Raw genomic sequence first — 26,029 nt, 5'->3', positions numbered from 1 at the left:
CCACCACGGAGCCGCTCGTGTCACCCCAGACAAGCTCACCCCAGACCCGCACACCCGAGCTCAGCGTCGTCGTGCCCTTCCGCAACGCCGAGGAGCACCTCGCCGGCTGCCTGGAGTCCCTCGCCCGCCAGAGCATGCGCGCCCTGGAGGTGCTCATGGTGGACGACGGGTCGAGCGACGGCGGACCGGTCGTCGCCAAGGAGTTCGCGGAGCGCGACGGCCGCTTCACGCTGATCCAGCCGTCCGGCGGGATGTCGGCCGGGGACACCGGCGTCCAGCAGGCGAACGGCCGCTACCTCGCCTTCGCCGACAGCAAGGGCGCCCTGCCTCCGTACGCCTACGAGCTGATGGTGGGCTCGCTGGAGTCGACCGGGGCCGACCTCGTCGGTGGGAACGTCATGTGCCTGGACGGGACGCAGGTGCGGCAGTCGCCCCTGCACACCGTGCCCTACGCGATGACGTTGCAGGCGACGGACGCGACCCGTCACCCTGCCCTCCTGCAGGACAGGATGGTGTGCAACAAGGTGTTCCGGCGCGCGTTCTGGGACGCGTACGGCTTCAAGGTGCCGACGACCCTCGACGCGCCCACGGCCATGCTGCTCACGGCCATGCAGACCCATGTCCTGGCCTCCTCCGTGGATGTGCTCGACACGACCGTCTACTACTGGCGCGAGCGTCCGGGAACAGCGGCGCGGGTGCGTGACGAGCCGACGGACATCACCGAACGGATGGCCACCCACGCGATGGTGCGGAAGTTCGTCGAGGAGAACGCACCGGAGCTTCTGGCCGTCCACGACATGTACGCGCTGGACCTCGACGTCCGCGCGCTGGTGCTCGCCCTGCGCGGGGCCTCCTGGGAGGAACGGGAGCGCCTGGTCGAACTTGGAGCCGAGGTCGTCGCCGTCGCCGACAAGTCCGCGGCGGACCGGCTGGCGTCGATCAGGAGGCTGCAGACCCACCTGCTCGGCGAGCGGATGCTGGCTGAGCTCCTGGAGGTACTCCGCTTCGAGGAAGAGGAGGGGCTGCGGGACGTCCCGCTCGTGCGGCGCGGCCGGATCCGGCAGCGCTGGTACGCCCGCTACCCCTACTTCGACGATGTGGAACGCGCCATACCGGAGGAGATGTACGACGTCACCGACGAGACGCTCCTGTGGGCGGACGTCGACCGTGTGGAGTGGGACGTCGACACGCTCATCGTGGAGGGGCACGCCTACTTCGACCGGCTCGACGTGTCCGCGGTGACGGATTCCCGTATCCGCGCCTGGATGCGTGACGTCAAGACCGGCAAGGAGATCCGGCTGCCGGTGGAACGGATCCTCTGCACGGAGGCCACCGCCCAGTCCGACCAGTCATCGGTGTCCTACGACTGGTCCGGGTTCTCCGTGCGGGTGGAGCCGGAGTTCCTGCTGGACGGCGACGAGTGGCGGACGGCCACCTACGAGCTGTACGCCGAAGTGACGACGGCCGGGCGGAAGGCCGTGCAGCGGCTGACGGCGCTGGAGCCGGCCGTGCGGTGGACGGCGGCCCGCCAGGTGGACGAGCACGTGGCGGTACAGCCCGCGGCGGGCGACGACGGCGTGTTCGTCGTCCACGTCAAGCGCGCCAAGGCCGTCCTCACGGGCATGCGGTGCGAGGGCGACCGCCTGGAGCTGACCGGCTGGACGAGGAGGGCCCTCGGCGCCGACGCGGCCCTGGTCGCGACGCGCAGGCACGGGAACGCGGAGATCCGCGGCAGGGTGACCCTGCGCCAGTCGGCCGCGCTGCGCATGGCGGAGGGCACCGGGTTCGACTTCAAGGCGACGCTGCCGCTGAAGGGCCTGGTGTCCGCCGACGCCGACGCCGACGCCGACGCCGACGACGGGAACGGGCCGTCCTACCTCGCGCACGTCCTGGACGCCGTCGACTGGGACATCAGGCTGACCGGCGAAGGCGGCCCGCTGAGGCTCACCGTCGCGAGCAACGTCCTCCCGGCCCGGCACGCCCTCCCGGCGCCTTCGGGCGGCGGCCGGGAGATCGCCCTCACCCGCACGGCGTTCGGCAACCTGCGCGGCGTTGAGCGATGCGCCCGGCCGGTGGTGACCGCGGCTGAGTGGGACGACCACGGGCTCCTCACCCTCACCGGCGACTTCGCGGACCCCGAGGAGCGGCCCGGCCACTTCGTCCTGCGGCGCCACCGTTCGGGGGACCGGCACCGCGTCCCCGTCACCTGGGACGGCCACCGCTTCACCGCCGCGTTCAACCCGGCGACGCTGGCCTTGTTCGGGACGGACCTGCCGTTGCGCAGCGGAACATGGGACCTCCTCGCGGGCACGCGCGCCGGAGAGGTGGCCGTCGTGGCCGAACGCGAGTCGATCCCGGAGCTGCCCGGACGGAGGCAGGTCGCGACGCACGTCTTCGAGGTCGGCGTCCACCAGACCGACGCGCTGGTGCTGCACAGCCGTCCCGCCCTGGACGACGACGAGCGCGGCGGTCACGCGCAACGGCTCCTCCAGCAGCGCGACTACCCCGTGTACCTGCGCAGCCCGCTCACGGACATCGCCGTGTTCGACAGCCACGAAGGCACCCAGTACAGCTGCAACCCAAGGGCCGTCTACGAGGAGCTCACCCGGCGCAAACCGGACCTGGAGTGCGTGTGGGTGTCCCGCGACGGCCAGTTCGCGGTGGACGGGAAGGCCCGCACGGTCCAGGCGGGAAGCCGCGAGCACTACCGCCTCCTCGCGCGCGCACGTTACGTCGTCACCAACTCCGGTATGCCGCCGTGGTACGCCAAGCGCGACGGCCAGACCTACGTCCAGACCTGGCACGGCACGCCGCTGAAGCGCCTCGCCCACGACCTGAGGGACATGCCCTACCGGCGCACCGAACGGCTCGACCGGGTGGAACGGGAGGTGTCGCGGTGGGATCTGCTGCTGTCCCCGAGCCCGTTCGCCACGCAGACCATGCGCCGCGCCTTCCGGTACGAGGGCGAGGTCCTGGAGACGGGATATCCGCGCAACGACATCCTGAGCACGCCCGAGTGGGAGAGCATCGGAACCCGCATCCGCAAGGGCCTGGGGATCCCCGACGGCAAGAAGACCGTCCTCTACGCGCCGACCTGGCGGGACGACCGGAACCACGCGCTGGGCAGCCACGGGTTCTCCCTAGAGCTGGATCTGGAGACCATGCGCCAGGCCCTAGGCGACAACCACGTTCTGCTTCTGCGCACGCATCCCCTCATCACCGATCGGGACGACACCGCGATGGACGGCTTCGTCATCGACGTCTCCCGGTACCCGGACATCGCCGACCTGTACATGGCGGCGGACGTGCTCGTCACCGACTACTCGTCCGCGATGTTCGACTACGCGATCCTGGGCAGGCCGATCGTCCTCTACACCTACGACCTGGAGCGCTACCGCGACCACGTGCGCGGCTTTTACGTCGACCTGGAGGCCGAGGCGCCCGGCCCGGTGGTCACGACCTCGGCCGAGGTCGCGGAGGCGGTCGAGCGGGCGCCCGGCAGCGAGGACCGCTACGCCGACGCCTACGACCGCTTCTTCGTGAAGTACTGCCCGCACGACGACGGGCAGGCGTCCGCGCGGGTCGTCGACCACGTCTTCGGGACGAAGTGACCCCGCGGCCCGGGGGCGGGGTCAGCCGGGGCGGCGGGCGCGGGCGAACAGCCGGGTGCCCGGCCACGAGCACGGCGGGAGGCGGCGTTCCAGCGCGGCGGTGAGGCGCAGCGCCTCGTTGGCGAGGGGATGCAGCGGCGCCAGGTCCTCGCGGCGCGCCGTCCGGTGCCTCAGGCGGCGCAGGAACGGCCGGAGCAGGAGGCCCCGGCTCCACACCCGCTCCAGCACCAGCCCGGCGCCCTCGACGAGCTCCGCGAGCGCCTGGCGGGTGTACCGGCGGACCCGCCCGAGAGCGACGTCGTGCGCCGACCACAGGGCCATGTCGCACGGGACGGACACCAGCGCGATCCCGCCCGGCTTCAGCACCCGTGTGATCTCGGCCGCCGCACGGGCGTCCTCCTCGATGTGCTCCAGCACGTCCAGGGCCAGCGCGAGGTCGTACTCGCACGGCGGGAGCGGCAGATAGCGCGCGTCGCCCACGTACGCCTCCACGCCGTGCGCGCGCGCCAGCGCGACGGCGTCCGGGCTCAGGTCGATCGCGGTGGCCTGCCAGCCGTGCTCGGCGAGGACCCGCGAACCCGTACCGGCCGCCGCCCCGATGTCGACGGCGTTCCCCGGCACGCTGAACCGCAGCAGTTCCGCGGACAGGATCTCGCGGCGCTCGCGGTACCACCAGTTGTCGTTCTCGATGCGCGCGATCCGCTGGAGCTCGATGGTGTCCACGGGACAAGCCGACGGCATGGGCGGCGGAGCGTTCCACCGACGCCGCCGTCCGGCGGCGGATCGTTGACCGGCGTTTGACCCGGCCCCGACGTCAGCGCTTCTTGCGCCCGCGGCGGCGCCGGGTCAGCAGCCGGAACACCACCAGCAGCCCGACCAGCCCGCCGACCGCCGGGACGGCCCGCTTGGCGACCGACGGCCCGGCGACCTCCAGCAGGTCGATCGCGTCGTCCTCCCGCGCGACCCGCAGCGGCCGCTCCCGCTTCGCCGCGGGCGCGGCGGCGGTCTGCGGCTCGGCCGGGGCCTCCGGCGCGCCAGAAGCCTCGGCCGCCTCCGGAGCAGCGGGCGCGGCGGCGCTCTCCGGCGTGATCTCCGTGACGGAAGCGCCGGACTCGGCCTCGGTCTCGGCCGCGCCCTCGGCCCCGGCGCCGGACGACTCCGTGCCGGACGACTCCAGCTCCTCCTCCAGCGCCTTGGCGAACCGGGAAATGATCTTGGAGCCGACCTCGGCCAGGATGTTGCGCCCGAACTGCGCCGGACGTCCCGTCACGTTCAGCTTGGTGTGCACGGTCACGCGGGTCGTGTCGCCCTCGTCGATCAGCTTCGCCTGGACGGTCGCCGCAGCCGTCCCCGAGCCGCGGGCCTCCTTCGCGGACGCCTCCATCGTCACCGTGCGGGACGACTCGTCCGCGGACACGATGCGCGCGGAGCCGCGGTAGGTGATGGTCATCGCGCCGACCTTCACCTTCATCCGGCCCTTGAACTCCTCGCCCTCGATCGAGTCGAGGGTCGCGCCGGGCATGCACGCGGCGACGCGCTCCACGTCGAGCAGCACCGACCATGCCTGATCCACCGGTACGGGGACGGTGAAATCGTGGTCGAGTTCCATGATCAATGTCCTTATCGTCCGGAGACCTTGCCCGCGACCTTACGGCGGGCGCCCGTTCCGTCGCCAGAGGGGCCCCGCCGGTCCCGGCCCGGGACCTGCGATGCTACCCGCCCGCTACCCGGCGGGCGGGGGTCCATGCGGCCGGGGCCCCGCACCCGGGGACCCGGCCGCACGGCCGCTGGACCAGTCCTGCCTCGGCCGGCCGGCGTCAGGCGCCGGTCGCCGCGCTCAGCGCGCGGGCGGTCAGCACCGTCGCCAGGTGGGCGCGGTACTCCGACGACCCGTGCAGGTCGGCCGGCGGCTCGGTGCCCGCGGCGGCCTGCGCCGCCGCCGTGCGGAACACGTCCTCCGACGCGGGCCGCCCGCTGACGGCGGTCTCCACCGCGCTCGCCCTGACGGGCGCCGGGCCCATGTTGGTGAGCGCGACGCGCGCCTCCTCGACCCCGTCGCCGTTGCGGCGGACGGCGCAGGCGACGCCCACGATCGCCCACGCCTGGGCCGTCCGGTGGAACTTCTCGTAGTGCACGCCCCAGCCGGACCCCAGCTTCGGCACCCGCACGCCCACGAGCAGCTCGTCCGGCTCCATCGCGGACGTCATCCAGTCGACGAAGAAGTCCGCGGCCGGGATCTCCCGCTCGCCGCGCACGGACCGGACGAGGAACACCGCGTCCAGCGCCAGCGCGACGGCCGGGAGGTCGCCCGCCGGGTCGGCGTGCGCCATCGACCCGCCGAACGTGCCCCGGTGCCGGACGGCCGGGTCGGCGACCGTCTCGGTCGCCCGCGCGATCAGCGGGAGGTGCTCGCGCACCAGCGGGTCGCGGATCACCTCGTGGTGCGTGGCCATCGCGCCGATGACGAGCGCGTCGCCCTCGTCCCGGATCTCGCGCAGCGCGCCGATCCGGCCGACGTCGATGAGCGCGTCGGGGTAGGCGAGCCGCATCCGCAGCAGCGGCATCAGGCTCTGCCCGCCGGCGAGGACCTTCGCGTCCTCGCCCGCGTCGGACAGCGCCCGGACGGCGTCGTCCACCGAGGCGGGCCGCGTGTAGTCGAACGTCGCGGGGATCACTGGTCACCTCCGGCCGAGCCGAGTCCGCCGCCGGCGCCGGGTTCGGCGGCCCGCGGTTTCGCTTCTCCGCGCAGCGCGCGCCAGACGCGTTCGGGCGTGCAGGGCATCTGCACGTCGTTGACGCCGTGCGGGCGCAGCGCGTCCACGATCGCGTTGACGACCGCGGGGGTCGAGGCGATGGTGCCGGCCTCGCCGACGCCCTTCACGCCCAGCGGGTTGGACGTCGCGGGCGTCTCGGTGCGGTCGGTCGTGAACGCGGGCAGGTCCGCGGCCGACGGGATCAGGTAGTCGGCCATCGTGGTCGTGGTCAGGTTGCCCTCCGTGTCGTACACGGCCTCCTCGTACAGGGCCTGCGCGATGCCCTGCGCCAGGCCGCCGTGCACCTGGCCCTCCACGATGAGCGGGTTCACGACTGTGCCGACGTCGTCCACGGCCACGTACTTGCGGATCTTCACCATCCCGGTCTCTGTGTCGACCTCGGTCGCGCACAGGTGCGTGCCATGGGGGAAGGAGAAGTTCTCAGGGTCGAACGTGGCGTCGGAGTCCAGCGAGGGTTCGATGCCCTCCGGCAGGTCGTGCGCCGCGAACGCGGCCAGTGCGACCTCCTGGATCGTCTTGCCCTCCTGCTGGACGCCGCGGACGCTGAACCGCCCGCCGCTGAAGTCGAGGTCCTGCTCGGACGCCTCCAGCAGATGCGCCGCGACCTTCCGAGCCTTGTCGACGACCTTCTCGCAGGCCGAGTACAGGGCGACCCCGCCGACGGCAAGGGAACGCGAACCGTACGTGTCCATGCCCTTGGGCGAGATCGCCGTGTCGCCGTGCAGGACCTTCACGTCCTCCCACGGGACACCGAGCCGGTCGGCGGCGATCTGCGCCCACGCCGTCGCATGGCCCTGGCCGTGCGGGGACGACCCGGTGACCACTTCGACCTTGCCGGACGGCAGTACGCGCACGGAGGCGTGTTCCCAGCCGCCCGCGCCATAGGACAGCGAGCCCAGCACCCGCGACGGAGCCAGGCCGCACATCTCGGTGAACGTGGACACCCCGATGCCCAGCTGCACCGGATCCTGCCGCTCACGGCGGTCGGCCTGCTCGGCGCGCAGCTTGTCGTACTCGAACAGCTCCAGCGCCTTGTCCGTCGCGGCCTCGTAGTTACCCGTGTCGTAGGTGAGGCCGGCGATCGTCTCGTACGGGAACTCCTCGTGCGCGATCCAGTTGCGGCGCCGTACCTCGATGGCGTCGATGCCAAGTTCGGCGGCCAATTCGTCCATCAGTCGCTCGATGGCGAACGTGGCCTCCGGACGGCCTGCGCCCCGGTACGCGTCCGTGGGCGTCTTCGTCGTGAAGACCCCCGTGCACGTGAACGACAGGGCGTCCATCTTGTAGATGCCGTTGAACATGAACGCGCCCAGAAGCGGGATGCCCGGCGTGACGAGCATGAGGTACGCGCCCATGTCGGCGAGGAGGTTCACCTTCAGGCCGCGGATCCGCCCGTCGCGCTCGGCGGCGAGCGTGAGCCGCTGGATCTGGTCCCGCCCGTGGTGGACGGTCATGTTGCCCTCGCTGCGCGACTCCGTCCACTTGACCGGGCGGCCGAGCCTGCGGGCGATCAGCAGCGCGAGGACCTCCTCCCCGTACACCTGCAGCTTGGACCCGAACCCGCCGCCCACGTCCGGTGCGACGACCCGGAGGCGGTGCTCGGGGATCCCGGTGACGGTGGCCAGCATCAGCCGCAGGATGTGCGGGATCTGCGTGGCCGAGTACAGCGTGTAGTCCTCGTCCTCCGGGACGCACAGAACCGAGCGCGGCTCCATGGCCGTGGGGATGAGCCTCTGCTGGATGTACTCGCGTTCGATGACGACGGGGGCGTCCCTCATCGCGGCGTCCAGATCACCGTTCTCGAACACCCATGTGTAGGACTTGTTCGTCCCCAGGTCCTCGTGGACGAGGTCGGCGCCGTCCGCCAGTGCGGCGTCCATGTCGACCACGGCCGGCAGCGGCTCGTAGTCGATGTCGATTTCTTCCAGCGCGTCCACGGCCGCGTACTTGTCGCGGGCCACGACGCACGCCACGGGCTCACCGACGTACCGGACCTCGTTCACCGCCATCGGCGGGTGCTCGGGGTGCTTCATGTCCTCGGTGACGACCCAGGCGCAGGGCAGGGAGCCCTGCTCCTCGGCGAGGTCCGCACCGCTGAACACGGCGACCACCCCGGGGCGGCCCTTGGCCTGCGACGTGTCGACGCGGGTGATCCTCGCGTGCGCGTGGGGGCTCCGCACGAACGCCATGTGCAGCGTCCCCGCGGGCGTCATGTTGTCGGTCCACCGGGTGCGTCCGGTGATGAGCCGGGCGTCCTCCGACCGCTTGCGCGGGGAGCCGACCTCCTGCGTGGTCACGGCGTCGCCCTCCTGGACGGTCACGGCGTCACCTCCTGCTCTGCGGGGTCGCGCATCTCGCCGGCGGCGCGCCGGACGGCCTTGACGATGTTCTGGTAGCCCGTGCACCGGCACAGATTCCCCTCGAGCCCGTCCCTGACCTCTTCCTCGGACGGGTCGGCGTTCTCCCGCAGCAGGTCGAGAGACGCCATGATCATGCCGGGCGTGCAGTAGCCGCACTGGAGCGCGTGCTCCTCGTGGAAGGCCCGCTGCATCGGATGGGGCGTGCCGTCGATGCCGAGGCCCTCGACGGTCGTCACGTCGCTGCCGTCCGCCTGGACGGCGAGAACGGAGCAGCTCTTCACGCTCATCCCGTCCATCAGGACGGTGCAGGCTCCGCAGTTGCTGGTGTCGCATCCGACCGGGGTGCCGACCTTCCCCAGCCGTTCGCGCAGGTAGTGGACCAGAAGGAGGCGCGGTTCGACCTCGTCTTCGTACGTCGCGCCATCGACCTCGACACGGATACGTGGCATGCGTTTCTCCCAGGGACGTCTCGGGGTGGACTCAGGAAGAGACATCCCCGGGTGGGGCGCGCTGGTCTGGCCACGTCATCGGGGCCCACCTCCGTGGAAGGCGACCATACGAACCTATGCCGCGGTTGAATTGCGTACTAGCCCCCGGCGTCGGTTATTTACCACCGTCTGAGCGAACGATGGCCGCATTTGCACGCGATGCAGCACCGGCCGCGTCCCGGGCCCGACGATGCCGTCGTCGGCGGCCGCCGCGGGCCGTTTTACCGCCTGCCCGTCACGGACCGGCATCGAGCAGGCGAGAACCGGAGATTCCGGGGTAGGTGCGGCGTATGTTCATCTTCTCGTCCCGACTGGGGTGCCTGGGGTCGCTGGCGGTGACCATCGTCCTCACCTGGATCGCGTACCTGGTCCTCAGCCGCTGAGGCCGCAGGCGTCGCGGATCCGCTCGGCGGCCTCGGCGAAGCGGAGGGCCTCGTCGTCCGACATCTCCGCCTTGCCGTCCGAGGCGAGATCCTTGGCGCCGGACGCGATGACGGTGTCGACGTGCTCGGCGATCTCGTCGTCCTCCAGGCCGGGGCGGACCTCGCGCAGAGCTTCCAGAACCTGCTCCGCGCTGGGGTCCGCCGTGGCCGAGAGGGCCGAGGAGATCTTCGCGCAGTCGGCTTTGCGCTCCTCTTCACCGTCCGAGCAACCGGGCAGCACCAGGCAGAGCCCCAGCGAGACGGCGATCCCTATCCCGGCGTGTGCGCGTTCCACGCGGACGATGGTGCCACGCGCTCAGCGCCGGTGAGGGCCGGGCGGATTCCGGGTGGACTCCCGGTGTTCGGCTTGACAACCCTTGGTTACCGAGTGTCTGCTTGTACGCATGCCAGCGCGAGTCCTCCTCGACAGCCCCGTGGCCCTCGGCCGCGTGGCCAGCGCGCTGTGTCCTTCGTGTTGTCGCTGAACCTCGTCCCTGCCAGCCGACACACATACCCGAAGGACCTTTTTCCGTGGTTCCCGACCTCACCATGCGCGGCCAGGAAGATCCGCACGGCCGCGCGATCACCGCGCACCCGCCCACGGTCGGGCAGCTCGCCGCCCTCGTCCGGGAAGTCGCCGGACGTCCCGCCGAGTGGTGGCGGCTCGTCGGATTCGACGCCGACCGGCCCGTCCACGTCCGTCTCGACGACCAGGTGTGGCTCACGACCTGGCCGCCCGGCCACGGCGGGCCCGTCCGCGGGCGGGTCAGCACGCTGCTCGCGGGGGAGCTGGCGGAGGTGGTGATCGCCGAGTCCGGGGTGACCGAGCGGCCGCTGCGCGCCAACCGCGTCCGGGTGCACGGCACGGCGGCGGACGGCGAGTCGCCGAACGCGCTGACCAACCCCGGCCCGGCGTTCGCGGTCAGCCTGCACGCCGGGGGCCCCGGGCCGGAGCGGGCCGCGCCGGGTCAGCTCTCCGACAGGTAGGGCGACGCGGCCTCGCGGCCGGCCAGGGGCAGCAGCACGAAGTAGGTGAGGGACGGCAGCAGCGACGGCAGCTCGTCCGTCTCGCCCGTCTCCGTCTGGACGTGTATCGCGCTGTAGATGCCGCCCACGATCGCGTCGACCACCGCGACCGGGACGGGCGGCAGGGACGGCGCCGCGAAGAACGGGCGGAACCGGGTGAGGTTGTCGATGCGCGCCTGCCGGACCCGCGGGCCCGCCGCGTTCACCTCGACGAGGGAGGCCCGCGCGAACCGCGGCTCGCGGGCGAGGACGGCGAGCATGGTGCGCAGCGCGGCGTGGATGCCGTCCGGCCAGGTCGGCGCGGCCTCGTAGGCCTCCGTCATGCGGGCGAGCAGGATGTCCATGCCGCGCCGGTAGGCGGCGAGGAAGCAGTCGTCGAGGTCGGTGAAGTGCGCGTAGAAGGTCTTCTTCGTGACGCCCGCGGCCTCCGTCACCCGGCCGATCGTCGTGTGGGTGAACCCGCGGTCCGACACGACCTGGACGAACGCGTCGATCAGCCGCTCGCGCTGGATGCCGGCGACGGTCTCGGGGGACAGGCCGTGCCGGCCGGGCTTGATGGCGCGGCCGGGGTCCAGCGCGGAGCGGGAGCCGGGCAGCACGTCGGTGCCGCTCGTCTCGGGCGTGCCGGGCTGACCTGACATCCTGACCTCGCTCTGATCCCCTGCCCTCGGGGTCAGGTTACTGCCCGGTCGCGATGGCCGGGGACGGCAGGGTCAGCGCAGGTGGCGGCGGCGCGAGCGGGTCAGGACGCGGACGATCCCGACGAGGCCGAGCCCGATCAGCACCACCGGCGCCAGGACCTCGGGCGCCAGCACTCGCTCGTCGGACAGGCCCTCCGCCAGGAACAGGCCCGCGAGGACGAGGAAGAACAGCCCGGTGACGGGGCCCGCGGGGTCGAACCGGTGCCGCCGCCGCCCTGTGGTGCCCGTCCCGGTGGTGCCCGCCCCGGTCATGCCGCTCTCCGTTCCGTGCCGCTCAGCCACGGCGCACGTCCACGTCGCCGATCTTCCCGCGGATCCGCAGGACGATCACCGGCGGGTCCTCGCCCGGTCTCGCCTCGGGCTCCATGACCTCGGTGCTCCGGACGTTCGGGCCGCTGGTCGTCTTGCTGCCGACGCGGAGGTCGCCGAGGGTGATCCTGGCGTTCACCATGACGCGCGCGGCGGGCGGCACCCTGACCTCCAGCCCGCCGAGCATGACCTCGGCGGTGATCGTGACGCGCTGCCCGGCGGCGACCGGCAGGGAGGTCAGGTCGAGCGTCCCCGACCCGACGCCGACCTTGTACTCCTGGCCGGTCTGCGCGGCGTCCACGGGGCGCCACTCCACGTCGCCGTACTCGGCGTTGCGCGGGAGCTCGCCCGCGGCGGCCGTGGTCAGCATGGCGAGCGTCAGCACGGTGCCCGCGGTGGCGAGCCCCCGCGTCCGGAACCAGCCGCCGAGGACGAGGCCGCACCCGATGACCGCGAGCGCGGGCGCCATGACGATCAGCCAGGACCCCGGCGCGGCGTAGGACTGCGCGACCGGGATCATCGCCGCGCCGGCCGCCATGGCGGCCAGCAGCGTGATCGTCGCGGCGGGCGACTTCGCGCAGCCCTCGTGCTTCGCGGGCGCCTTCCCGGCCGGTTCGGCCTCTTCCGCGTAGAGCGCCTCGTCCCGGGCGGCCGCGTGCGCGGCGCCGTAGGCGGCGAGGTCGATCATGCCTTCGGGGAGTCCGTCGCGGCCCGCCCAGGACGGGACGTCCACCTGCTCGGCCGCGGTGTCCTTGTACAGGGAGACGCTGCCGACGGTGACGTCCTCGGACCGGGTCCACTCGGCGGACGGCTCCGGCCGGTGCCCGGAGAGCCGCTCGGGGACCGCCCGCGCGGCGGCCACCAGGTCCACGCCGCGCGAGTGCGCGACGAGCAGGACCAGCCCGAACACCACCATGACGGCGATCGCGTCGGTGGGCGCGCCGCCGACGATGCTGAACGCGACGCCCGCGCCCAGCAGCGCGCCGAGGACGGTCAGCACGGCCGCGGCGTCGAACCAGCGCTTGAAGAACTGCTCCGCGAGCGACGACTCCGCCGGGCTCGCGGGCATCAGCAGCGCCGCCGCGATGTAGAGGAAGATGCCCTGGCCGTGCGCGAGGACCAGGACCGCGAACCCCACGCGGAACACGACGGGGTCGACGCCGGTGTAGCGGCCGAGCCCGGTGCACACGCCGGCGAGCACGCGGCGGTCGCCGTCGCGCGCCAGCCGGGTGTAGCCCGCGCCGCCGTGCTCGGCGCCGCCGCCGTTCCTGACGTCCCGATCCTCGCTCATGCCACCATCGTGGCCCGCCGCGTCCGCGCACGGTATCGGGGACGCCCCTGATCCGACCCTGAGGTGAACCTCGGGTGAGGCCCTGATGCGATCCGCGCCCCCGACGTGTGACGATCGAAGCGTGCCGATCGGGAGTGCCTGATCGAAGGCTCGGCGGAATCTCGGAAGGGACGGCGGTGACCGAACAGACGGCCGGGACGCCCGGCGCGGCGCCCGGGCAGCCGGACGCGCCGCCGTCCGCGCCTCCCGGGCGCCTGGACGGAGACGCGGGCGCGACACGTGCGGCGCCGCGGCTGGGGCGCACCGCCGAGGGCAGGCTCATCGCCGGCGTGTGCCGCGGCCTGGCCGGGCACCTCGGCGTGGACGTCCTCGTCGTCCGCGTGGCGTTCGTGCTGCTGACGATGGCGAGCGGGCTGGGGATCGCCGCGTACGCCGCGTTCTGGATCCTGGTGCCCGCACCCGGCAAGGACGAGCGGGCGGCCGGCCGCAGGCGCGGCCGGGACTGGGGCCAGCTGCTCGCCTACGTGGCGGTCACATCGGGTCTCGCGGCGCTGCCGTGGGGTGCGGCGGGGGTCGTCCAGTGGGCGCTGTGGCCGTTCGCCATAGGCGGCATCGGCGCCGCGATCCTGTGGCAGCAGGCCGACCGCGACCAGCGGCAGCGCTGGACGCTGCCGCTGCGGGAGCGGTGGCTGCGCAGCCTGCTCGGCCTGCTGCTGGTCGTCGGCGGCGTCGGCGGCGTCCTGGTGCAGAACGTCGAGGCCGCGCAGGCCGGGTCCGTCATCATCGCGATGCTGATCATCCTCAGCGGCGTCGCGGTGATCGTGACGCCGTGGGTGGTGCGGCTCTGGCAGGACCTGGACGCCGAGCGGCACGAGCGGATCCGGTCCCAGGAGCGCGCCGAGCTGGCCGCGCACATCCACGACTCGGTGCTGCACACGCTGACCCTCATCCAGCGGAACGCGGCCGACCCCCGCGAGGTGCAGCGGCTCGCGCGGTCCCAGGAGCGGACGCTGCGGACGTGGCTCTACCAGCCGCGCGCCGACCCCGACCAGACGTTCGCCGCCGCGATCCGCGAGACGGCGGGCGAGGTCGAGGACGACCACGGCGTGCCGATCGAGATCGTCTGCGTGGGGGACACGCCCCTGGACGAGGGGCTCCGCGCGGCGCTGCAGGCCGCGCGGGAGGCCATGGTGAACGCCGCCAAGTACGCGGGGGCCCCGGTCGTGTCGGTGTACGCCGAGGTGGAGGGCGACGAGGTGGCCATCTTCGTCCGCGACCGCGGCAAGGGATTCGACTTCGACCAGGTCCCGGAGGACAGGATGGGCGTCCGGGAGTCCATCATCGGACGTATGGAGCGCAACGGCGGCAAGGCCACCGTCCGGACGGAGCCGGGTGAGGGTACCGAGGTGCGATTGGAGATCAAGAAATCATGAGCGAAGCGAACCGGGGGGTGTGGGGGGTCGTCCCCCCACGGAGGAGCGGACGTGAGTGAGCCGCTGAAGAGGGTCGTGCTGGTCGACGACCACCAGATGTTCCGGACCGGGGCCAAGGCCGAGCTCGGCGGCGGGGTCGAGATCGTCGGGGAGGCCGGCGACGTCGACGAGGCGGTCTCGGTGATCCGCGCGACGCGGCCGGACGTGGTGCTGCTGGACGTGCACCTCCCCGGCGGCGGGGGCATCGAGGTGCTGCGGCGGCTGCACGGCGCCGTCCCGTCGAAGTTCCTCGCGCTGTCGGTGTCGGACGCGGCGGAGGACGTGATCGGCGTCGTCCGGGGCGGGGCGCGCGGCTACGTCACCAAGACGATCTCGGGCCCGGAGCTGACCGACGCGATCGGCCGGGTGGCCGAGGGCGACGCGGTGTTCTCGCCGCGCCTCGCCGGTTTCGTCCTGGACGCGTTCGCCGCCACCGACGCGCCCAGCGTCGACCCCGAGCTGGACCAGATCACCCAGCGGGAGCGGGACGTGCTGCGCCTCATCGCCCGCGGCTACGCCTACAAGGAGATCGCCAAGGAGCTGTTCATCTCCGTCAAGACGGTCGAGACGCACGTGAGCAGCGTCCTGCGGAAGCTGCAACTCTCCAACCGGCACGAACTCTCCCGCTGGGCCGCCGCCCGCCGCCTCGTGTGACGCCCGGCCCCGTCCGGGCGCTGTCTCTGTATGACTCATCCTCCCCCCGCGCCCGGACAGCCGGGCGCCTACCCGCCGGTCTCCCATCCGCTCCCGCCCCCGTCTCCGCCCGCAGGAGGCGGCCCCGGCCACGCCTGGCCGCCGATGCCCGGCCATGCGGGTCACGGTCCGCGGCCGCCGGTAGGTCCCGGTTACGGTCCCCCGCCCCAGGGCCAGTTCAGCAACACGCTGGCGAAGGTCGCCTTCATGTTCGGGTGCTTCGGCGGTCTCCTCGGCGTGATCCTCGGAATCGTCGCCCTCCGCCAGATCGCGCGAACCGGCGAGAAGGGCCGCGGCTTCGCGGTCGGCGGCATCGTCATGTCATGCCTGTGGCTGGTGTTCATCGCGGCCGGTCTCGCGCTGGAAGGCACCTCCGTCCTCTCACCGGACAGCGCCAGTGGCTCGAACGGCACGTCCCGGACCGAGGCGGAGGGGGTGGACGTCAAGAAGATCAAAGTCGGCGACTGCATCAACGACGACAAGGGCGTCCCCAACGCCGCGGACGGGGAGCAGGCCATGGTCAAGCGCGTCGAGATCGTCCCGTGTGACGGACCGCATGACGGTGAGGCGCTGGCCGCCTTCCAGGTACCCGGCTCCGTCAAGCCGGACGAGCGGCAGTTGTTCGCGCTCGTCTCGGACGGCTGCAAGGAGCGGATGCTGAGCAGGCTTCGCCGCGACCCGGCGGCCGGTTCGCTCGACATGCTCTCCTACTACCCCTCGGCCGACTCATGGCGGCGGGGCGACCGCGACGTGGTCTGCCTCGCCGTCGCCGCCGGCGAGGGCACCAAGTTGACCCGGCCGATCCGCCCCTGACGGTCCGGCCCGGCGGACGGTCGGCCCACCGTCCGCCAGCCCCCACCTCGTGTGAGGTGGCCCGGCGGGTGCCGGGGTGTTAGATCGCGCCGGGGAGGCGGGCCGGGCAGCCGGGTTCGCAGTGTTCGGAGTGCCACGCCACTCGCTGCGCGTACGTGTTGAACCTGCGGCGCAGCATCGACCGCAGCAGCGGCCCGGTGCCCGGAAGGGCGTCGAATGTGCCGTGCCATCGGATCAGGGTGCCCGTGTAGTGCGGTTCGAGCGTGATGTCCACGCGGAGGCGGCGCGGCGGTGGTCCCGACAGCGCGATGTAGCCGTAGTGCTTGGGCGGGTCCCAGGCGACCACTTCCTCGCGCCAGGGCGGGACGCGCCGGACGGCGCCGATCCCGTTCGGATGGTCGTCGCCCGCCGACTCCCGCTTTCCGCGGGTCCAGAACCCGCCCCACTCGGCCCAGGCCCCGGCCACGGCCAGATGCTTGAAGATCACCTCGGCCGCGGCCCTGGACGTGGCGGTCGCTTCGATCTCTTGCGGCATGACACCCCCCGAGTCCGTCGCATGGGGCCTCATGCCCGATCTCACGCCGATTACGGCTTGTGAGGGATTGATTTTAGAACGTGACGATACCGGGCCCGGTTCAGGCGGTGTCGATGACCTGGAACGACTCGGCGAGCCGCCCCTCGGGCAGGCCGGCCGCCGCGGCGTTGGCCGACAGCCAGCCGCGCAGCATCTCCGGCAGCCCGTCGCCCATGTGCGCGGTCTGGCTGGCGTGCGCCCGCAGCGCGTTCAGCTTCCGGTCGAACCGGTCGGTGATGTCGACGTAGTGGTTCGCGACCGGGCCGCCGGTGAGCCACACCTCGCGCGCCGTCCAGGCGTCGAGCCCCTCGCCGGCCAGCAGCTCCGGGAACGCGTACGGGTTGCGCGCGTCCGGGTAGACGGCGTCGAGCGCGGCCGCGCCGACCGCGCGGTGGTCGGGGTGGCTCGGGTAGATCCGCTCGTAGTTGCGCTCGGGGCTCGGCATCAGCACCCGGTCGGGCCGCACCTGCCTGATCACCCGGGCGATGTCGCGGCGCAGGTCCAGCGTCGCCTCGACCCGGCCGTCCGGGTAGCCGAGCCACCGGACGTCGCTCACGCCGACGCACTTGGCGGCGGCGATCTGCTCCTCGCGCCGCAGCGCGGCCATCTCCGCGCGCGTGATGCCGTCGTCGAACCCGCCGGCGTCGCCGTCGGTGACCATGAGGTAGACGACCTCGGTCCCGCGGTCCGTCCAGCCCGCCACCGTCCCCGCCGCGCCGAAGTCGACGTCGTCGGGATGCGCCATCACGACCAGGATCCGCTGCACCGATTCGTCGTCCAAGGTGTTGATCACAGTTTCAACAATAAAGTCTGCGGGCGGGGCATCGGCACTCCGGAGCCCCGGAACCGGCCCGGGGCCACCGGTCACAGCGACGTGAGGGCCGCCAGGAGCCGTTCGTGGAACGCCGGGACGTCGCTGCCTACGGCGACGCGGACCGGGCGGCGGGTGTCCTCGGCGGGCAGCGACCGGGCGTCCCACACCGTCGTCCCGCGCGTCAGCTCGCCCCGCAGCTCCACCCGCACCGCCCGCTGGGCGTACTCGCCGAGCTCCGGTTCCAGCATGAGCATCGCCGCGAGCGCGTCGTGGACGACCGCGCCCCGCTGCCGCAGCACCGGCGTGTACGCGTCGACGTAGAACGACAGGACACGGACCGCGAAGCGGGCCGCCGCCGTGTCGTGCGCCGCGAGCCGGTCGAGCCAGTCGCCGTGGACGGCGGTCGGGTGGGTGGCGTCCAGCGGGACCAGCATGACCGGCCAGTCCGCCGCGAACACCAGGTCGGCGGCCTCGGGGTCGTGCCAGATGTTCGCCTCGGCGTGCGTGGTGATGTTGCCCGGGTGGTCGAACGCGCCGCCCATCACGACGACCTCCCGGACCAGCGAGGGCAGCTCCGGGTCGAGCAGCAGCGCCGCGCCGAGGTTGGTCAGCGGGCCCGTCGCGAGCACGGTCAGCTCGCCCGGCCTCGCGCGGGCCAGCCGGACGAGCAGCGCGGCGGCGGGCTCGGCGACCGGCCGTCCCGCCGGCTCGGGCAGGCGCGTGTCGCCCAGGCCGTCCGTGCCGTGCCAGTCCAGCGCGTAGTGGACGTCCTGCGCCATCGGCCGGGCGGCGCCGACCGCGACCGGCACGCCTTCCTCGCCCGCCTTGATCCCCGCCAGCTCCAGCACGCGCAGCGTGTTCAGCGCCCCGGTCAGCGGATCGGTGTTGCCGTGGACGGTGCCGACCCCGGCCAGGTCCACCGCACCGGCCCGGATGCGGGACGCCAGATAGAGCAGGGTCATCGCGTCGTCGATGCCGGTGTCGCAGTCGTAGAAGATCGTTCGCGTTCGGGTCACGGGTCGCAACCTAGCGCCGCGGCGGCGCGGAGGCACCCCGGTATCGGGCCCGCCGCGGCGACCGGCGATTGGGCCTGGGACGCGGGCCCGCACCGGGGTAGAGCTGAGACATGCGCAAACTCATCAACGCCCCGGCGGACGTGGTCTCCGACGCGCTGCGCGGCATGGCCGCCGCGCACCCCTCGCTGCGGGTCGACCCGGAGAACGGGACGGTCGTGCGGGCGGACGCTCCCCGCGCCGGGAAGGTCGCCCTGGTGTCGGGCGGCGGTTCCGGCCACGAGCCGCTGCACGCCGGGTTCGTCGGCCACGGGATGCTCGACGCGGCCTGCTGCGGCGAGGTCTTCACCTCCCCGGTGCCCGACCAGATCATCGCCGCGACGATGGCGGTGAACGGCGGCGCCGGCGTCGTCCATCTGGTGAAGAACTACACCGGTGACGTGATGAACTTCCAGCTGGCCGCCGAGCTGGCCGAGGACGAGGACATCGAGGTCACCTCCGTCGTCCTCGACGACGACGTCGCCGTCGAGGACAGCACGTTCACGGCCGGGCGGCGCGGCACCGGCGCCACGCTGTTCGCCGAGAAGATCGCGGGGGCGCTGGCGGAACAGGGAGCAGGTACCGGCGCGGTCGCTTCGGTGGCGCGCGAGGTCAACGAGCGCAGCCGGTCGTTCGGGGTCGCGCTGTCGTCGTGCACGGTTCCCGCAGCCGGGACGCCGACGTTCGAGCTGGGCGAGGACGAGATGGAGCTCGGCATCGGCATCCACGGCGAGCCCGGCCGCGAGCGCGTCAAGGCCGGCACCGCGGCGGAGATCGTGGACGCGTCGCTGAGCGCCATCGACGCCGACATGCCGCTGGCCGGGTCGGAGGTGCTGGTGCTGGTGAACGGCATGGGCGGCACCCCGCTGATCGAGCAGTACGTCGCGTACGCGGAGGTCGCGCGATGGCTGGACGGGCACGGCGCGACCGTCGCCCGCCCCCTCGTCGGCCCGTACGTCACGAGCCTGGAGATGGCCGGCTGCATGATCAGCGTCTGCCGGATGACGCCGGAGCTGATCCGGCTGTGGGACGCCCCCGTAGAGACGCCGGGGCTGCGGTGGGGCCGGTGAACGCGGAAGACTTCGTGGCCTGGGTCAGGCGCGCCGCCGAGCTGGTCGCCGCCGACGCCGACCGGCTCACCCGGCTGGACGCGGCCATCGGCGACGGCGACCACGGCCACAACATGGACCGCGGCTTCCGCGCCGCCACCGACGCCATCTCCGGCGGGACGCTCCCCGAGGACGCCCCGCCGGGGAAGGTGCTGATGACCGCCGGGCGCGCGATCGTGTCCAAGACCGGCGGCGCGTCCGGCCCCCTCTACGGGACGGCGCTGCGCCGCGCGGGCAAGGCGCTCGGCGACACCGCCGACGTGGACGCCGCCGCGCTCGGGGCCGCCCTCCGCGCCGCGCTGGACGGCGTCCGGGAACTCGGGAAGGCGACCGAGGGCGACAAGACGATGGTCGACGCGCTCGCCCCCGCCGTCGCGGCCTACGAGGCGGCCCTCGCGGACGGCTCCGACCTCGCCGGCTGCGTACGGGCCGCGGCCGGCGCGGCGGGCGAGGGCGCGGAGGCGACCGTCCCGATGCAGGCGCGCAAGGGACGGGCCAGCTACCTGGGGCCGCGCAGCACCGGTCACCTGGACCCGGGGGCGGCGTCCACCGCGCTCGTGCTGGGAGCCTTGGCGGACGTCGTGGCACAGGGAGGGTGAGGCGCATGGTCGGGATCGTGGTGATATCGCACAGCCGGGCGCTCGCGGAGGGCGTCGTCGAGGTCGCGCGGGCGATGGGGGTCGGCAAGGCCGTCGTGGAACCCGCCGGAGGGGACCTCGAAGGCGGGCTCGGGACGAGCGTCGACCTGGTCGAGGGCGCGGTCGCGACGGCGGACGACGGCGACGGCGTGCTGCTGCTCGCCGACCTGGGCAGCTCCGTCCTCACCGCCAAGATGGTCATCGAGGACGCCGGAGGGGAGTCGCTGCTGCTCGCGGACGCGCCGCTGGTGGAGGGCGCGGTCGCCGCGGCGTCCATGGCCGCGACGGGCGCCGACCTCGCCGCGGTGCACGCCGCGGCCGAGTCGGCCTACGACCACCGCAAGACCCGGTAGCCCGCCCCGCTCAGGGCTCAGGTGGCGTCGGGGCCCGCGAGGAGCGTGCGGAGGGCCGGCGACCCGTCATCGGTCGTCGGATCCCCGCGCACCTCGTAGACGCGCGTCTCCTCGCGAACCCCGGAATCCTCGGACACGGTGATCCGGTAGGCGGGGAGGTCGGCGCCGACCTCCCCCTGGTCACCGCGCGCCTGCGCCGCGTCGAGCGCCTGCACGGCGTCCCGGATGCGGCCCGCCGTCCCGGACGGGAGCGCGGCGGTGTCGTAGAGCGCGACGACGGCCTCCCGGCCGGTGAACCCGCCGGTGCTCTCGACCTTCACCCGCATGGCGTCCGCCTTCCCGCCGCGCGCCCATGCCCGGGACTACTTGCCGAAGGCGCGGCGCAGGGCTTCGATGTCCTCCCGGAGGATGTCATCGTCCTCCAGCGCGCCCCGCTCGGCCAGCCTTTCGGGGGCGACGAACTCGTACTCGGGCATCTGCATCGTGCCGCAGCAGCGCGACCTGTCCTGCTCGGCCCGCAGGCTCGCCGACCGCTCGTCGAACGGCTCGACCTCGGTGGCGTCCTGGCCGTTCCCGGTGTAACCGGCGTCCGCCATCCGCATCTGCCCGCTCATCAGGTCGTCCAGCGGCGTCACGGCGGTCGTGATCTCGCGGACCGCGAACCGGTTCCGGATGAACGTGCGATAGATCGCGGGGTTTCCGCGGTCCGCGGAGATCCGCAGCATCTCGTTCGCGACGTCCGCGTACCGCGCACCCCTGGCCGGGGACGCGACGATCGCCTCGAACACCAGCCCGCACAGCGCGGACGCGACCTCGATCAGCACGAGCGCCGGATCCTTGGTGCGCCGCTGCCGGTTCATCTCGAACGCGTAGACGTCCGCCAGCACGTCGTAGACCGCGCCGGTGAACACCTGCGAGATCGCGTGGACCTCGTTGCCGACCTCGCTCAGCTTCAGGTCGTTGTCGGCGTTGCGCAGCCCTGCGGGCATCCCGAGCGCCTTGCCGAACTCCTCGGCGAGGTCCGCCAGGAACGACTTGTCGTGCAGGTTCCCCTTGGTGAGCGCCACGAGCGCGTCCGCCTGGTCGGGCTGGGCGAGGGCCAGGAAGATCGCCGTCAGGTCGCCGAACGACTCGTGCAGGCCGCCGGTCTGCGGCGGGTTGCCCGCCGACAGCCAGCCGGGCTTAAGCCCGTCCAGCAGCGCGTGCCCGGTCTCGTGCGCGACGATGTCGAACGAACGGCACGTGTGGACGACGGTCTCCGCCGGCGCCCCCTGCGGGGTGAAGAACAGGAACTTCAGGGCCTGGGCCGTCCGGCTGTAGAACGCGTTCGCGCCCGTGGCGGCGTGCGGGAACACCGTGATGGGCTCGGTGTTGCCGTCGGTGTTCCACGCGAACGGGATCGGCTCGCCGCCGTTGTGCCGCTCGAACATCGCCATCGCCTGCCGGACGACGGCGAACGTGTGCGCGCAGTCGAACTCCGGGGTGCCGGCCTCGAACACGAAGTCGCCGCTGACGTTGCGCGCGACCGGCGTGACGCCCGGAAGCTCGATCCGCACCCGCGCGTCCGCCGGGCCGTTCAGCACGACGAACGGGAGGAAGGCGAGCCGGACGCCCAGCTCGGTGACCGACGGGTCCTGCTTGTACACGAGGACGCGGTGCCCCGTCCGCGGCGGCGACGGAATCGGCACCGGGCGGGCCGCGGACTGCGCGGGCGGCGCCGCGGCCTGCGGCTCCGGTCCCGGCCTCGGCGCGGGGACCTGCACCCGGGTCTCCCGCTGCGATCGGATCTCTTGCCGGTGGATCGTCATCGACGCCACCTCCCCTGACGGGCGCGGGTCCGGATGACCCCTGCGCTCCTGCTGACCGGGCACGCGGGGAGAGCCCGTCCTTCCAGTGGAAACGCTCCGCCGGTCAGGAGATCCAGTCAAGCGGGATGGTCCGATGGGGATGGCGTCTGGCCACATGCTGCCGTCCGCCGCCCGCCCGGAACGCGCCGCGGCCCGCCGGGCCGGGCGGGACGCGCCGAAAACGTCGCCGCGGCGCCGTAGACTCGCACGTGATGTCGAAGACCGAAGCACACCCCCTGCTCGACGGCCTCAATGAGCAGCAGCGCGCCGCCGTCGTGCACTCCGGCGGCCCGCTGCTGATCGTCGCGGGCGCCGGATCGGGCAAGACCCGGGTCCTCACCCACCGCGTCGCCCACCTGCTGGGCGAGCGGGATGTGCACCCCGGCCAGATCCTGGCGATCACGTTCACCAACAAGGCCGCGGCCGAGATGAAGGAGCGCGTCGACGCGCTCGTCGGGCCCCGCTCGCGCGCCATGTGGGTGATGACGTTCCACTCCGCGTGCGTCCGGATCCTGCGCCGCGAGGCCAAGCGGCTCGGCTTCCCCACGAGCTTCTCGATCTACGACCAGGCCGACGCGAACCGGCTCATGGCGCTCGTGTGCCGCGAGCTCGACCTCGATCCCAAGCGCTACCCGCCGAAGTCGTTCAGCGCCCAGGTGTCCAACCTGAAGAACGAGCTGATCGACTACGAGACGTTCAAGGACCGGGCGTCCACCCACATGGAGCAGACGCTCGCCGAGGCGTACGAGATGTACCAGGCGCGGCTCCAGCAGGCCGGCGCCATGGACTTCGACGACCTGATCATGATGACGGTCAACCTGCTGCAGGTGTTCCCGGAGGCCGCCGAGCACTACCGGCGCCGGTTCCGGCACGTCCTCGTGGACGAGTACCAGGACACCAACCACGCGCAGTACGAGCTGGTCAGGGAGCTGACGGCGCCCATCGCGGTTCCCGGGGGGTCTGGGGGGTCGTCCCCCCAGGAGGAGCACGTCGAAGGGGTCGGCGCGGCCGAGCTGTGCGTCGTCGGGGACGCCGACCAGTCGATCTACGCGTTCCGCGGCGCGACGATCCGCAACATCCTGGAGTTCGAGCGCGACTACCCGGACGCCACCACGATCCTGCTGGAGCAGAACTACCGCTCCACGCAGACGATCCTGTCGGCGGCCAACGCGGTCATCGAGCGCAACGCCGACCGCAAGCCGAAGAAGCTCTGGTCCGACCAGGGCGAGGGCCACAAGATCACCGGCTATGTGGCCGACAACGAGCACGACGAGGCCGCGTTCGTCGCCCGCGAGGTCGACCGGCTCACCGACGAGGACGAGGCCCGCCCCGGCGACGTCGCCGTCTTCTACCGCACCAACGCACAGTCCCGCGTCTTCGAAGAGGTGTTCATCCGCGTCGGCCTGCCCTACAAGGTCGTCGGCGGCGTCCGCTTCTACGAGCGCAAGGAGATCCGCGACCTGCTCGCGTACCTGCGCTGCCTCGCCAACCCCGAGGACACCGTCTCCCTGCGCCGCATCCTGAACGTCCCGAAGCGCGGCATCGGCGACCGCGCCGAGGCGTGCGTCGAGGCGTACGCGTCCCGCGAGCGCATCTCGTTCTGGCAGGCGCTCCGGGTGCCCGAGGACGTCCCCGGCATGGCGACCCGCTCGACCAAGGCCGTCCGCGACTTCGTCGCCCTGCTGGACGAGCTGGGCGCCGCCGCCGAGACGCTCACCCCCGCCGACCTGGTCGGCGAGGTGCTGAAGGCCAGCGGCTACCTCGCCGAGCTCCAGGCGTCCAAGGACCCCCAGGACGAGACCCGCGTCGAGAACCTGTACGAGCTGGAGGCCGTCGCCCGCGAGTTCGAGGAGCGGCTCGACGGCGAGCCCGCCGAGGGCCGCCTGCCCGAGTTCCTCGAACAGGTGGCGCTGGTCGCCGACGCCGACTCCATCCCCGGCGGCGCCAAGGGCGCCCCCGTCCCGCCGGGCGAGCAGCCCGAGGAGACCGACGACGGGGTCGTCACGCTCATGACGCTGCACACCGCGAAGGGGCTCGAATTCCCCGTCGTGTTCCTCACCGGAATGGAGGACGGCGTCTTCCCGCACCTGCGCGCCATGAGCAACCCGAAGGAGCTCGAAGAGGAGCGGCGGCTCGCCTACGTCGGCATCACCCGCGCCCGGCAGCGCCTCTACCTCTCGCGCGCCACGATGCGCAGCTCGTGGGGCGCCCCGCAGGTCAATCCGCCGTCCCGCTTCCTCGGCGAGGTGCCGAAGCCGCTCATCGAGTGGGAGCGCGAGGCGTCCGCGGCGACCGGGTCGGCGATGTCGCAGATGGCGGCGCGGCCGGGCGTCCGCTCGGCGGGCAACCGTCCCGTCCCGGCGCTGTCCCCGGGCGACAAGGTCACCCACGACGCGTTCGGCCTCGGCACGGTCGTCTCCGTCTACGACAAGGGCGAGAAGGCCAGCGTCGACTTCGGCGGCGAGTACGGCGTGCGGACGCTGGTCCTCCGCTACGCCAGCATCGAGAAGCTCTGACCGGAACGGCGCGGCGGGCCGGTGGATCCGGCCCGCCGCGATGTCCCGGCGGTGACGGCCGGAGGGCCGCCTAGAGCAGGACGCGGGCCAGGGCCAGCCACTGCTCGGGGGTGACCTCGCCGACCAGCGCCGTCCGTTCGAGGGCGGCTTCGCGGAACGCGGCGTCCAGGCGGCGCCGTGCCGCGTACGGGCGCAGGGACGCGTGCAGGCTGCCGCCCTTCCCGCCGAAGCCCGCGTCGACCATGGCCGCGTAGTCGTCCAGGAGGTCTGCGGGCAGCAGCGGAGCGGGGCGGCGGGTCAGCCGCAGCACTCCGCCGTCCACGCGCGGGACGGGCCGGAACTCCGTCCGCGGCACCCGGCCGAGCAGCCGCCACTCGACCGCCGGCCACGTGCTGATCGTGCGCCGCGTCCAGCGGCCGTAGTCACCGGTCCGCTTGCGGGCGTACTCCCATTGGGTGATCAGTGTGGCGGTGGTCAGCGACGGTGCGGCCAGGCACCAGCCGACGATGTCGGAGGTGCGGGCGAACGGCACGTTCCCCACCACCGCGAACGGCGCGGCGGGCGGCCGGGCGGCGAGGAAGTCCCCGGCGACGACGCGCACGTTGCCGGCCTCGCGGAAGCGGGCGCGGAGCGCGGCGGCATGGCGGGGGTCGAGTTCGTAGGCGACGAGTTCGCGGCAGCGCGGAGCCAGCGCCGCGGTGACGGCGCCGCGGCCGGCGCCGACCTCCCAGACGAGGCGGCCGCCGGCGTGCGCGGCGAAACGGCGGGCCGCGCGGGCGGACAGGAGGTTCTGTGACAGTTCGCGCCGGGCGCGGTCGATCGGAGTGCGGGCCACGGGCCTGCGTCCCTTCCCTGGGACGGGCAGGCGGCGGCGCGCGTCACACGCTGAGCAGGGCCGTCGCCTGCCCGAACGGAACGTTCGGACTCGGCTCGGGCCCCGGCCGGGACGCGAAAAGAGAAGGAGAAAAGAGAGCGCGCGTCGGTACGCGGATCAGCGGCGGCCGGCCGGGGCACCGTGGCCACGCCGCAGGCGCACCGCGAACGGCGCGGGGTACGGGTGGCCGGTACGGCCGGTGCGGGTCACCGCCGCGCAGCAGGAGGCCGCAGCTCCGCACATGGGGCGCCTCCAGACGACGGGACCGATCGACAGACGCAGCCTAAGCAGG

The 26,029-nt window shown here is 72.9% G+C and carries 24 protein-coding genes; 9 read left to right on the top strand and 15 right to left on the bottom strand.

What is annotated here, in order from left to right:
• Positions 1–17 precede the first annotated feature (17 nt).
• Positions 18–3,611, top strand: a complete 3,594-nt coding sequence (locus IEZ03_RS30755; protein ID WP_184889039.1) for a bifunctional glycosyltransferase/CDP-glycerol:glycerophosphate glycerophosphotransferase — start codon at positions 18–20, stop codon at positions 3,609–3,611.
• 21 nt (positions 3,612–3,632) lie between these two features.
• On the opposite strand, the gene IEZ03_RS30750 is transcribed toward IEZ03_RS30755, so the two are convergent.
• From IEZ03_RS30750 to IEZ03_RS30725, 6 genes are all read right to left on the bottom strand, one after another.
• Positions 3,633–4,334 carry a class I SAM-dependent methyltransferase gene (locus IEZ03_RS30750; RefSeq protein WP_184889037.1) on the bottom strand — a complete coding sequence of 234 codons (702 nt, stop codon included), beginning with the start codon at positions 4,332–4,334 and terminating at the stop codon, positions 3,633–3,635.
• A gap of 91 nt (positions 4,335–4,425) precedes the next feature.
• Positions 4,426–5,220 carry an SRPBCC family protein gene (locus IEZ03_RS30745; RefSeq protein WP_184889035.1) on the bottom strand — a complete coding sequence of 265 codons (795 nt, stop codon included), beginning with the start codon at positions 5,218–5,220 and terminating at the stop codon, positions 4,426–4,428.
• A 208-nt stretch (positions 5,221–5,428) separates the two neighbouring features.
• On the bottom strand, positions 5,429–6,286 hold the full coding sequence (locus tag IEZ03_RS30740; RefSeq protein ID WP_184889033.1) for an FAD binding domain-containing protein: 858 nt from the start codon (positions 6,284–6,286) through the stop codon (positions 5,429–5,431).
• On the bottom strand, positions 6,283–8,706 hold the full coding sequence (locus tag IEZ03_RS30735) for a xanthine dehydrogenase family protein molybdopterin-binding subunit (protein ID WP_373293703.1): 2,424 nt from the start codon (positions 8,704–8,706) through the stop codon (positions 6,283–6,285). The genes IEZ03_RS30740 and IEZ03_RS30735 overlap by 4 nt, the downstream gene beginning before the upstream one ends.
• Positions 8,703–9,194 carry a (2Fe-2S)-binding protein gene (locus tag IEZ03_RS30730; protein ID WP_184889031.1) on the bottom strand — a complete coding sequence of 164 codons (492 nt, stop codon included), beginning with the start codon at positions 9,192–9,194 and terminating at the stop codon, positions 8,703–8,705. The genes IEZ03_RS30735 and IEZ03_RS30730 overlap by 4 nt, the downstream gene beginning before the upstream one ends.
• Positions 9,195–9,605: 411 nt before the next feature.
• On the bottom strand, positions 9,606–9,950 hold the full coding sequence (locus IEZ03_RS30725; RefSeq protein ID WP_184889029.1) for a hypothetical protein: 345 nt from the start codon (positions 9,948–9,950) through the stop codon (positions 9,606–9,608).
• Between the two features lie 236 nt (positions 9,951–10,186).
• Between IEZ03_RS30725 and IEZ03_RS30720 the strand changes: the two genes are divergently transcribed.
• Positions 10,187–10,642: a cupin domain-containing protein gene (locus IEZ03_RS30720; RefSeq protein WP_184889027.1), complete on the top strand. Its 456-nt coding sequence runs from the start codon at positions 10,187–10,189 to the stop codon at positions 10,640–10,642.
• Here IEZ03_RS30720 and IEZ03_RS30715 read toward each other — a convergent pair.
• From IEZ03_RS30715 to IEZ03_RS30705, 3 genes are all read right to left on the bottom strand, one after another.
• Positions 10,624–11,322 carry a TetR/AcrR family transcriptional regulator gene (locus IEZ03_RS30715; RefSeq protein WP_184889025.1) on the bottom strand — a complete coding sequence of 233 codons (699 nt, stop codon included), beginning with the start codon at positions 11,320–11,322 and terminating at the stop codon, positions 10,624–10,626. The two genes, IEZ03_RS30720 and IEZ03_RS30715, sit on opposite strands and share 19 nt — an antisense overlap.
• A 72-nt stretch (positions 11,323–11,394) precedes the next feature.
• Complete coding sequence (locus tag IEZ03_RS30710) at positions 11,395–11,664, bottom strand: hypothetical protein (protein ID WP_184889023.1); 270 nt, start codon at positions 11,662–11,664, stop codon at positions 11,395–11,397.
• Positions 11,657–12,982 (bottom strand): PspC domain-containing protein, encoded by a 1,326-nt coding sequence (locus tag IEZ03_RS30705; RefSeq protein WP_184889021.1) that lies wholly within the window; start codon positions 12,980–12,982, stop codon positions 11,657–11,659. The genes IEZ03_RS30710 and IEZ03_RS30705 overlap by 8 nt, the downstream gene beginning before the upstream one ends.
• A gap of 254 nt (positions 12,983–13,236) precedes the next feature.
• On the opposite strand from IEZ03_RS30705, the gene IEZ03_RS30700 reads away from it, so the two are divergent.
• From IEZ03_RS30700 to IEZ03_RS30690, 3 genes are all read left to right on the top strand, one after another.
• Positions 13,237–14,415 (top strand): ATP-binding protein, encoded by a 1,179-nt coding sequence (locus IEZ03_RS30700; protein ID WP_373293706.1) that lies wholly within the window; start codon positions 13,237–13,239, stop codon positions 14,413–14,415.
• A 51-nt stretch (positions 14,416–14,466) separates the two neighbouring features.
• Positions 14,467–15,108, top strand: a complete 642-nt coding sequence (locus tag IEZ03_RS30695; protein ID WP_308428010.1) for a LuxR C-terminal-related transcriptional regulator — start codon at positions 14,467–14,469, stop codon at positions 15,106–15,108.
• A 246-nt stretch (positions 15,109–15,354) separates the two neighbouring features.
• The gene (locus IEZ03_RS30690; protein ID WP_184889019.1) at positions 15,355–15,960 is read left to right on the top strand and encodes a DUF4190 domain-containing protein; all 606 of its coding nucleotides are present in this window, start codon (positions 15,355–15,357) and stop codon (positions 15,958–15,960) included.
• Between the two features lie 79 nt (positions 15,961–16,039).
• Here IEZ03_RS30690 and IEZ03_RS30685 read toward each other — a convergent pair whose 3' ends face one another.
• From IEZ03_RS30685 to IEZ03_RS30675, 3 genes are all read right to left on the bottom strand, one after another.
• Entirely contained in the window at positions 16,040–16,495 is a 456-nt protein-coding gene (locus IEZ03_RS30685) for an SRPBCC family protein (protein WP_184889017.1), read from the bottom strand.
• A gap of 100 nt (positions 16,496–16,595) precedes the next feature.
• Positions 16,596–17,279 carry a PIG-L deacetylase family protein gene (locus tag IEZ03_RS30680; RefSeq protein ID WP_184890941.1) on the bottom strand — a complete coding sequence of 228 codons (684 nt, stop codon included), beginning with the start codon at positions 17,277–17,279 and terminating at the stop codon, positions 16,596–16,598.
• A gap of 119 nt (positions 17,280–17,398) precedes the next feature.
• Positions 17,399–18,364: a nucleoside hydrolase gene (locus IEZ03_RS30675; RefSeq protein WP_268248574.1), complete on the bottom strand. Its 966-nt coding sequence runs from the start codon at positions 18,362–18,364 to the stop codon at positions 17,399–17,401.
• A 110-nt stretch (positions 18,365–18,474) separates the two neighbouring features.
• Between IEZ03_RS30675 and dhaK the strand changes: the two genes are divergently transcribed.
• From dhaK to IEZ03_RS30660, 3 genes are read left to right on the top strand one after another with little or no spacing between them, the layout of a single operon-like run.
• A complete protein-coding gene (gene dhaK / locus IEZ03_RS30670) occupies positions 18,475–19,470 on the top strand; it encodes a dihydroxyacetone kinase subunit DhaK (protein WP_184889015.1) in 996 nt (331 codons plus the stop codon).
• Complete coding sequence (gene dhaL / locus IEZ03_RS30665; RefSeq protein ID WP_229808689.1) at positions 19,467–20,108, top strand: dihydroxyacetone kinase subunit DhaL; 642 nt, start codon at positions 19,467–19,469, stop codon at positions 20,106–20,108. Before dhaK ends, dhaL begins: the two co-directional genes overlap by 4 nt.
• A gap of 5 nt (positions 20,109–20,113) precedes the next feature.
• The gene (locus IEZ03_RS30660) at positions 20,114–20,500 is read left to right on the top strand and encodes a PTS-dependent dihydroxyacetone kinase phosphotransferase subunit DhaM (protein ID WP_184889011.1); all 387 of its coding nucleotides are present in this window, start codon (positions 20,114–20,116) and stop codon (positions 20,498–20,500) included.
• A gap of 17 nt (positions 20,501–20,517) precedes the next feature.
• Here IEZ03_RS30660 and IEZ03_RS30655 read toward each other — a convergent pair whose 3' ends face one another.
• Together IEZ03_RS30655 and IEZ03_RS30650 are read right to left on the bottom strand one after the other, a co-directional pair.
• Positions 20,518–20,826 (bottom strand): protealysin inhibitor emfourin, encoded by a 309-nt coding sequence (locus IEZ03_RS30655; RefSeq protein WP_132051295.1) that lies wholly within the window; start codon positions 20,824–20,826, stop codon positions 20,518–20,520.
• 36 nt (positions 20,827–20,862) lie between these two features.
• Positions 20,863–22,308: a gluzincin family metallopeptidase gene (locus IEZ03_RS30650; protein ID WP_184889009.1), complete on the bottom strand. Its 1,446-nt coding sequence runs from the start codon at positions 22,306–22,308 to the stop codon at positions 20,863–20,865.
• Between the two features lie 251 nt (positions 22,309–22,559).
• Between IEZ03_RS30650 and pcrA the strand changes: the two genes are divergently transcribed.
• Positions 22,560–24,863, top strand: coding sequence for a DNA helicase PcrA (gene pcrA / locus IEZ03_RS30645; protein ID WP_221480898.1), 2,304 nt, complete (start codon positions 22,560–22,562; stop codon positions 24,861–24,863).
• Between the two features lie 70 nt (positions 24,864–24,933).
• Here pcrA and erm read toward each other — a convergent pair whose 3' ends face one another.
• The gene (gene erm, locus IEZ03_RS30640) at positions 24,934–25,698 is read right to left on the bottom strand and encodes an ErmE/ErmH/ErmO/ErmR family 23S rRNA (adenine(2058)-N(6))-methyltransferase (RefSeq protein WP_184889007.1); all 765 of its coding nucleotides are present in this window, start codon (positions 25,696–25,698) and stop codon (positions 24,934–24,936) included.
• Positions 25,699–26,029: the final 331 nt, after the last annotated feature.

It is taken from the genome of Actinomadura livida (assembly GCF_014648675.1).
GTDB lineage: Bacteria > Actinomycetota > Actinomycetes > Streptosporangiales > Streptosporangiaceae > Spirillospora > Spirillospora livida.
Note: the sequence above shows the minus strand (reverse complement) of the source record. Positions and strands in the feature narration are given on the sequence as shown.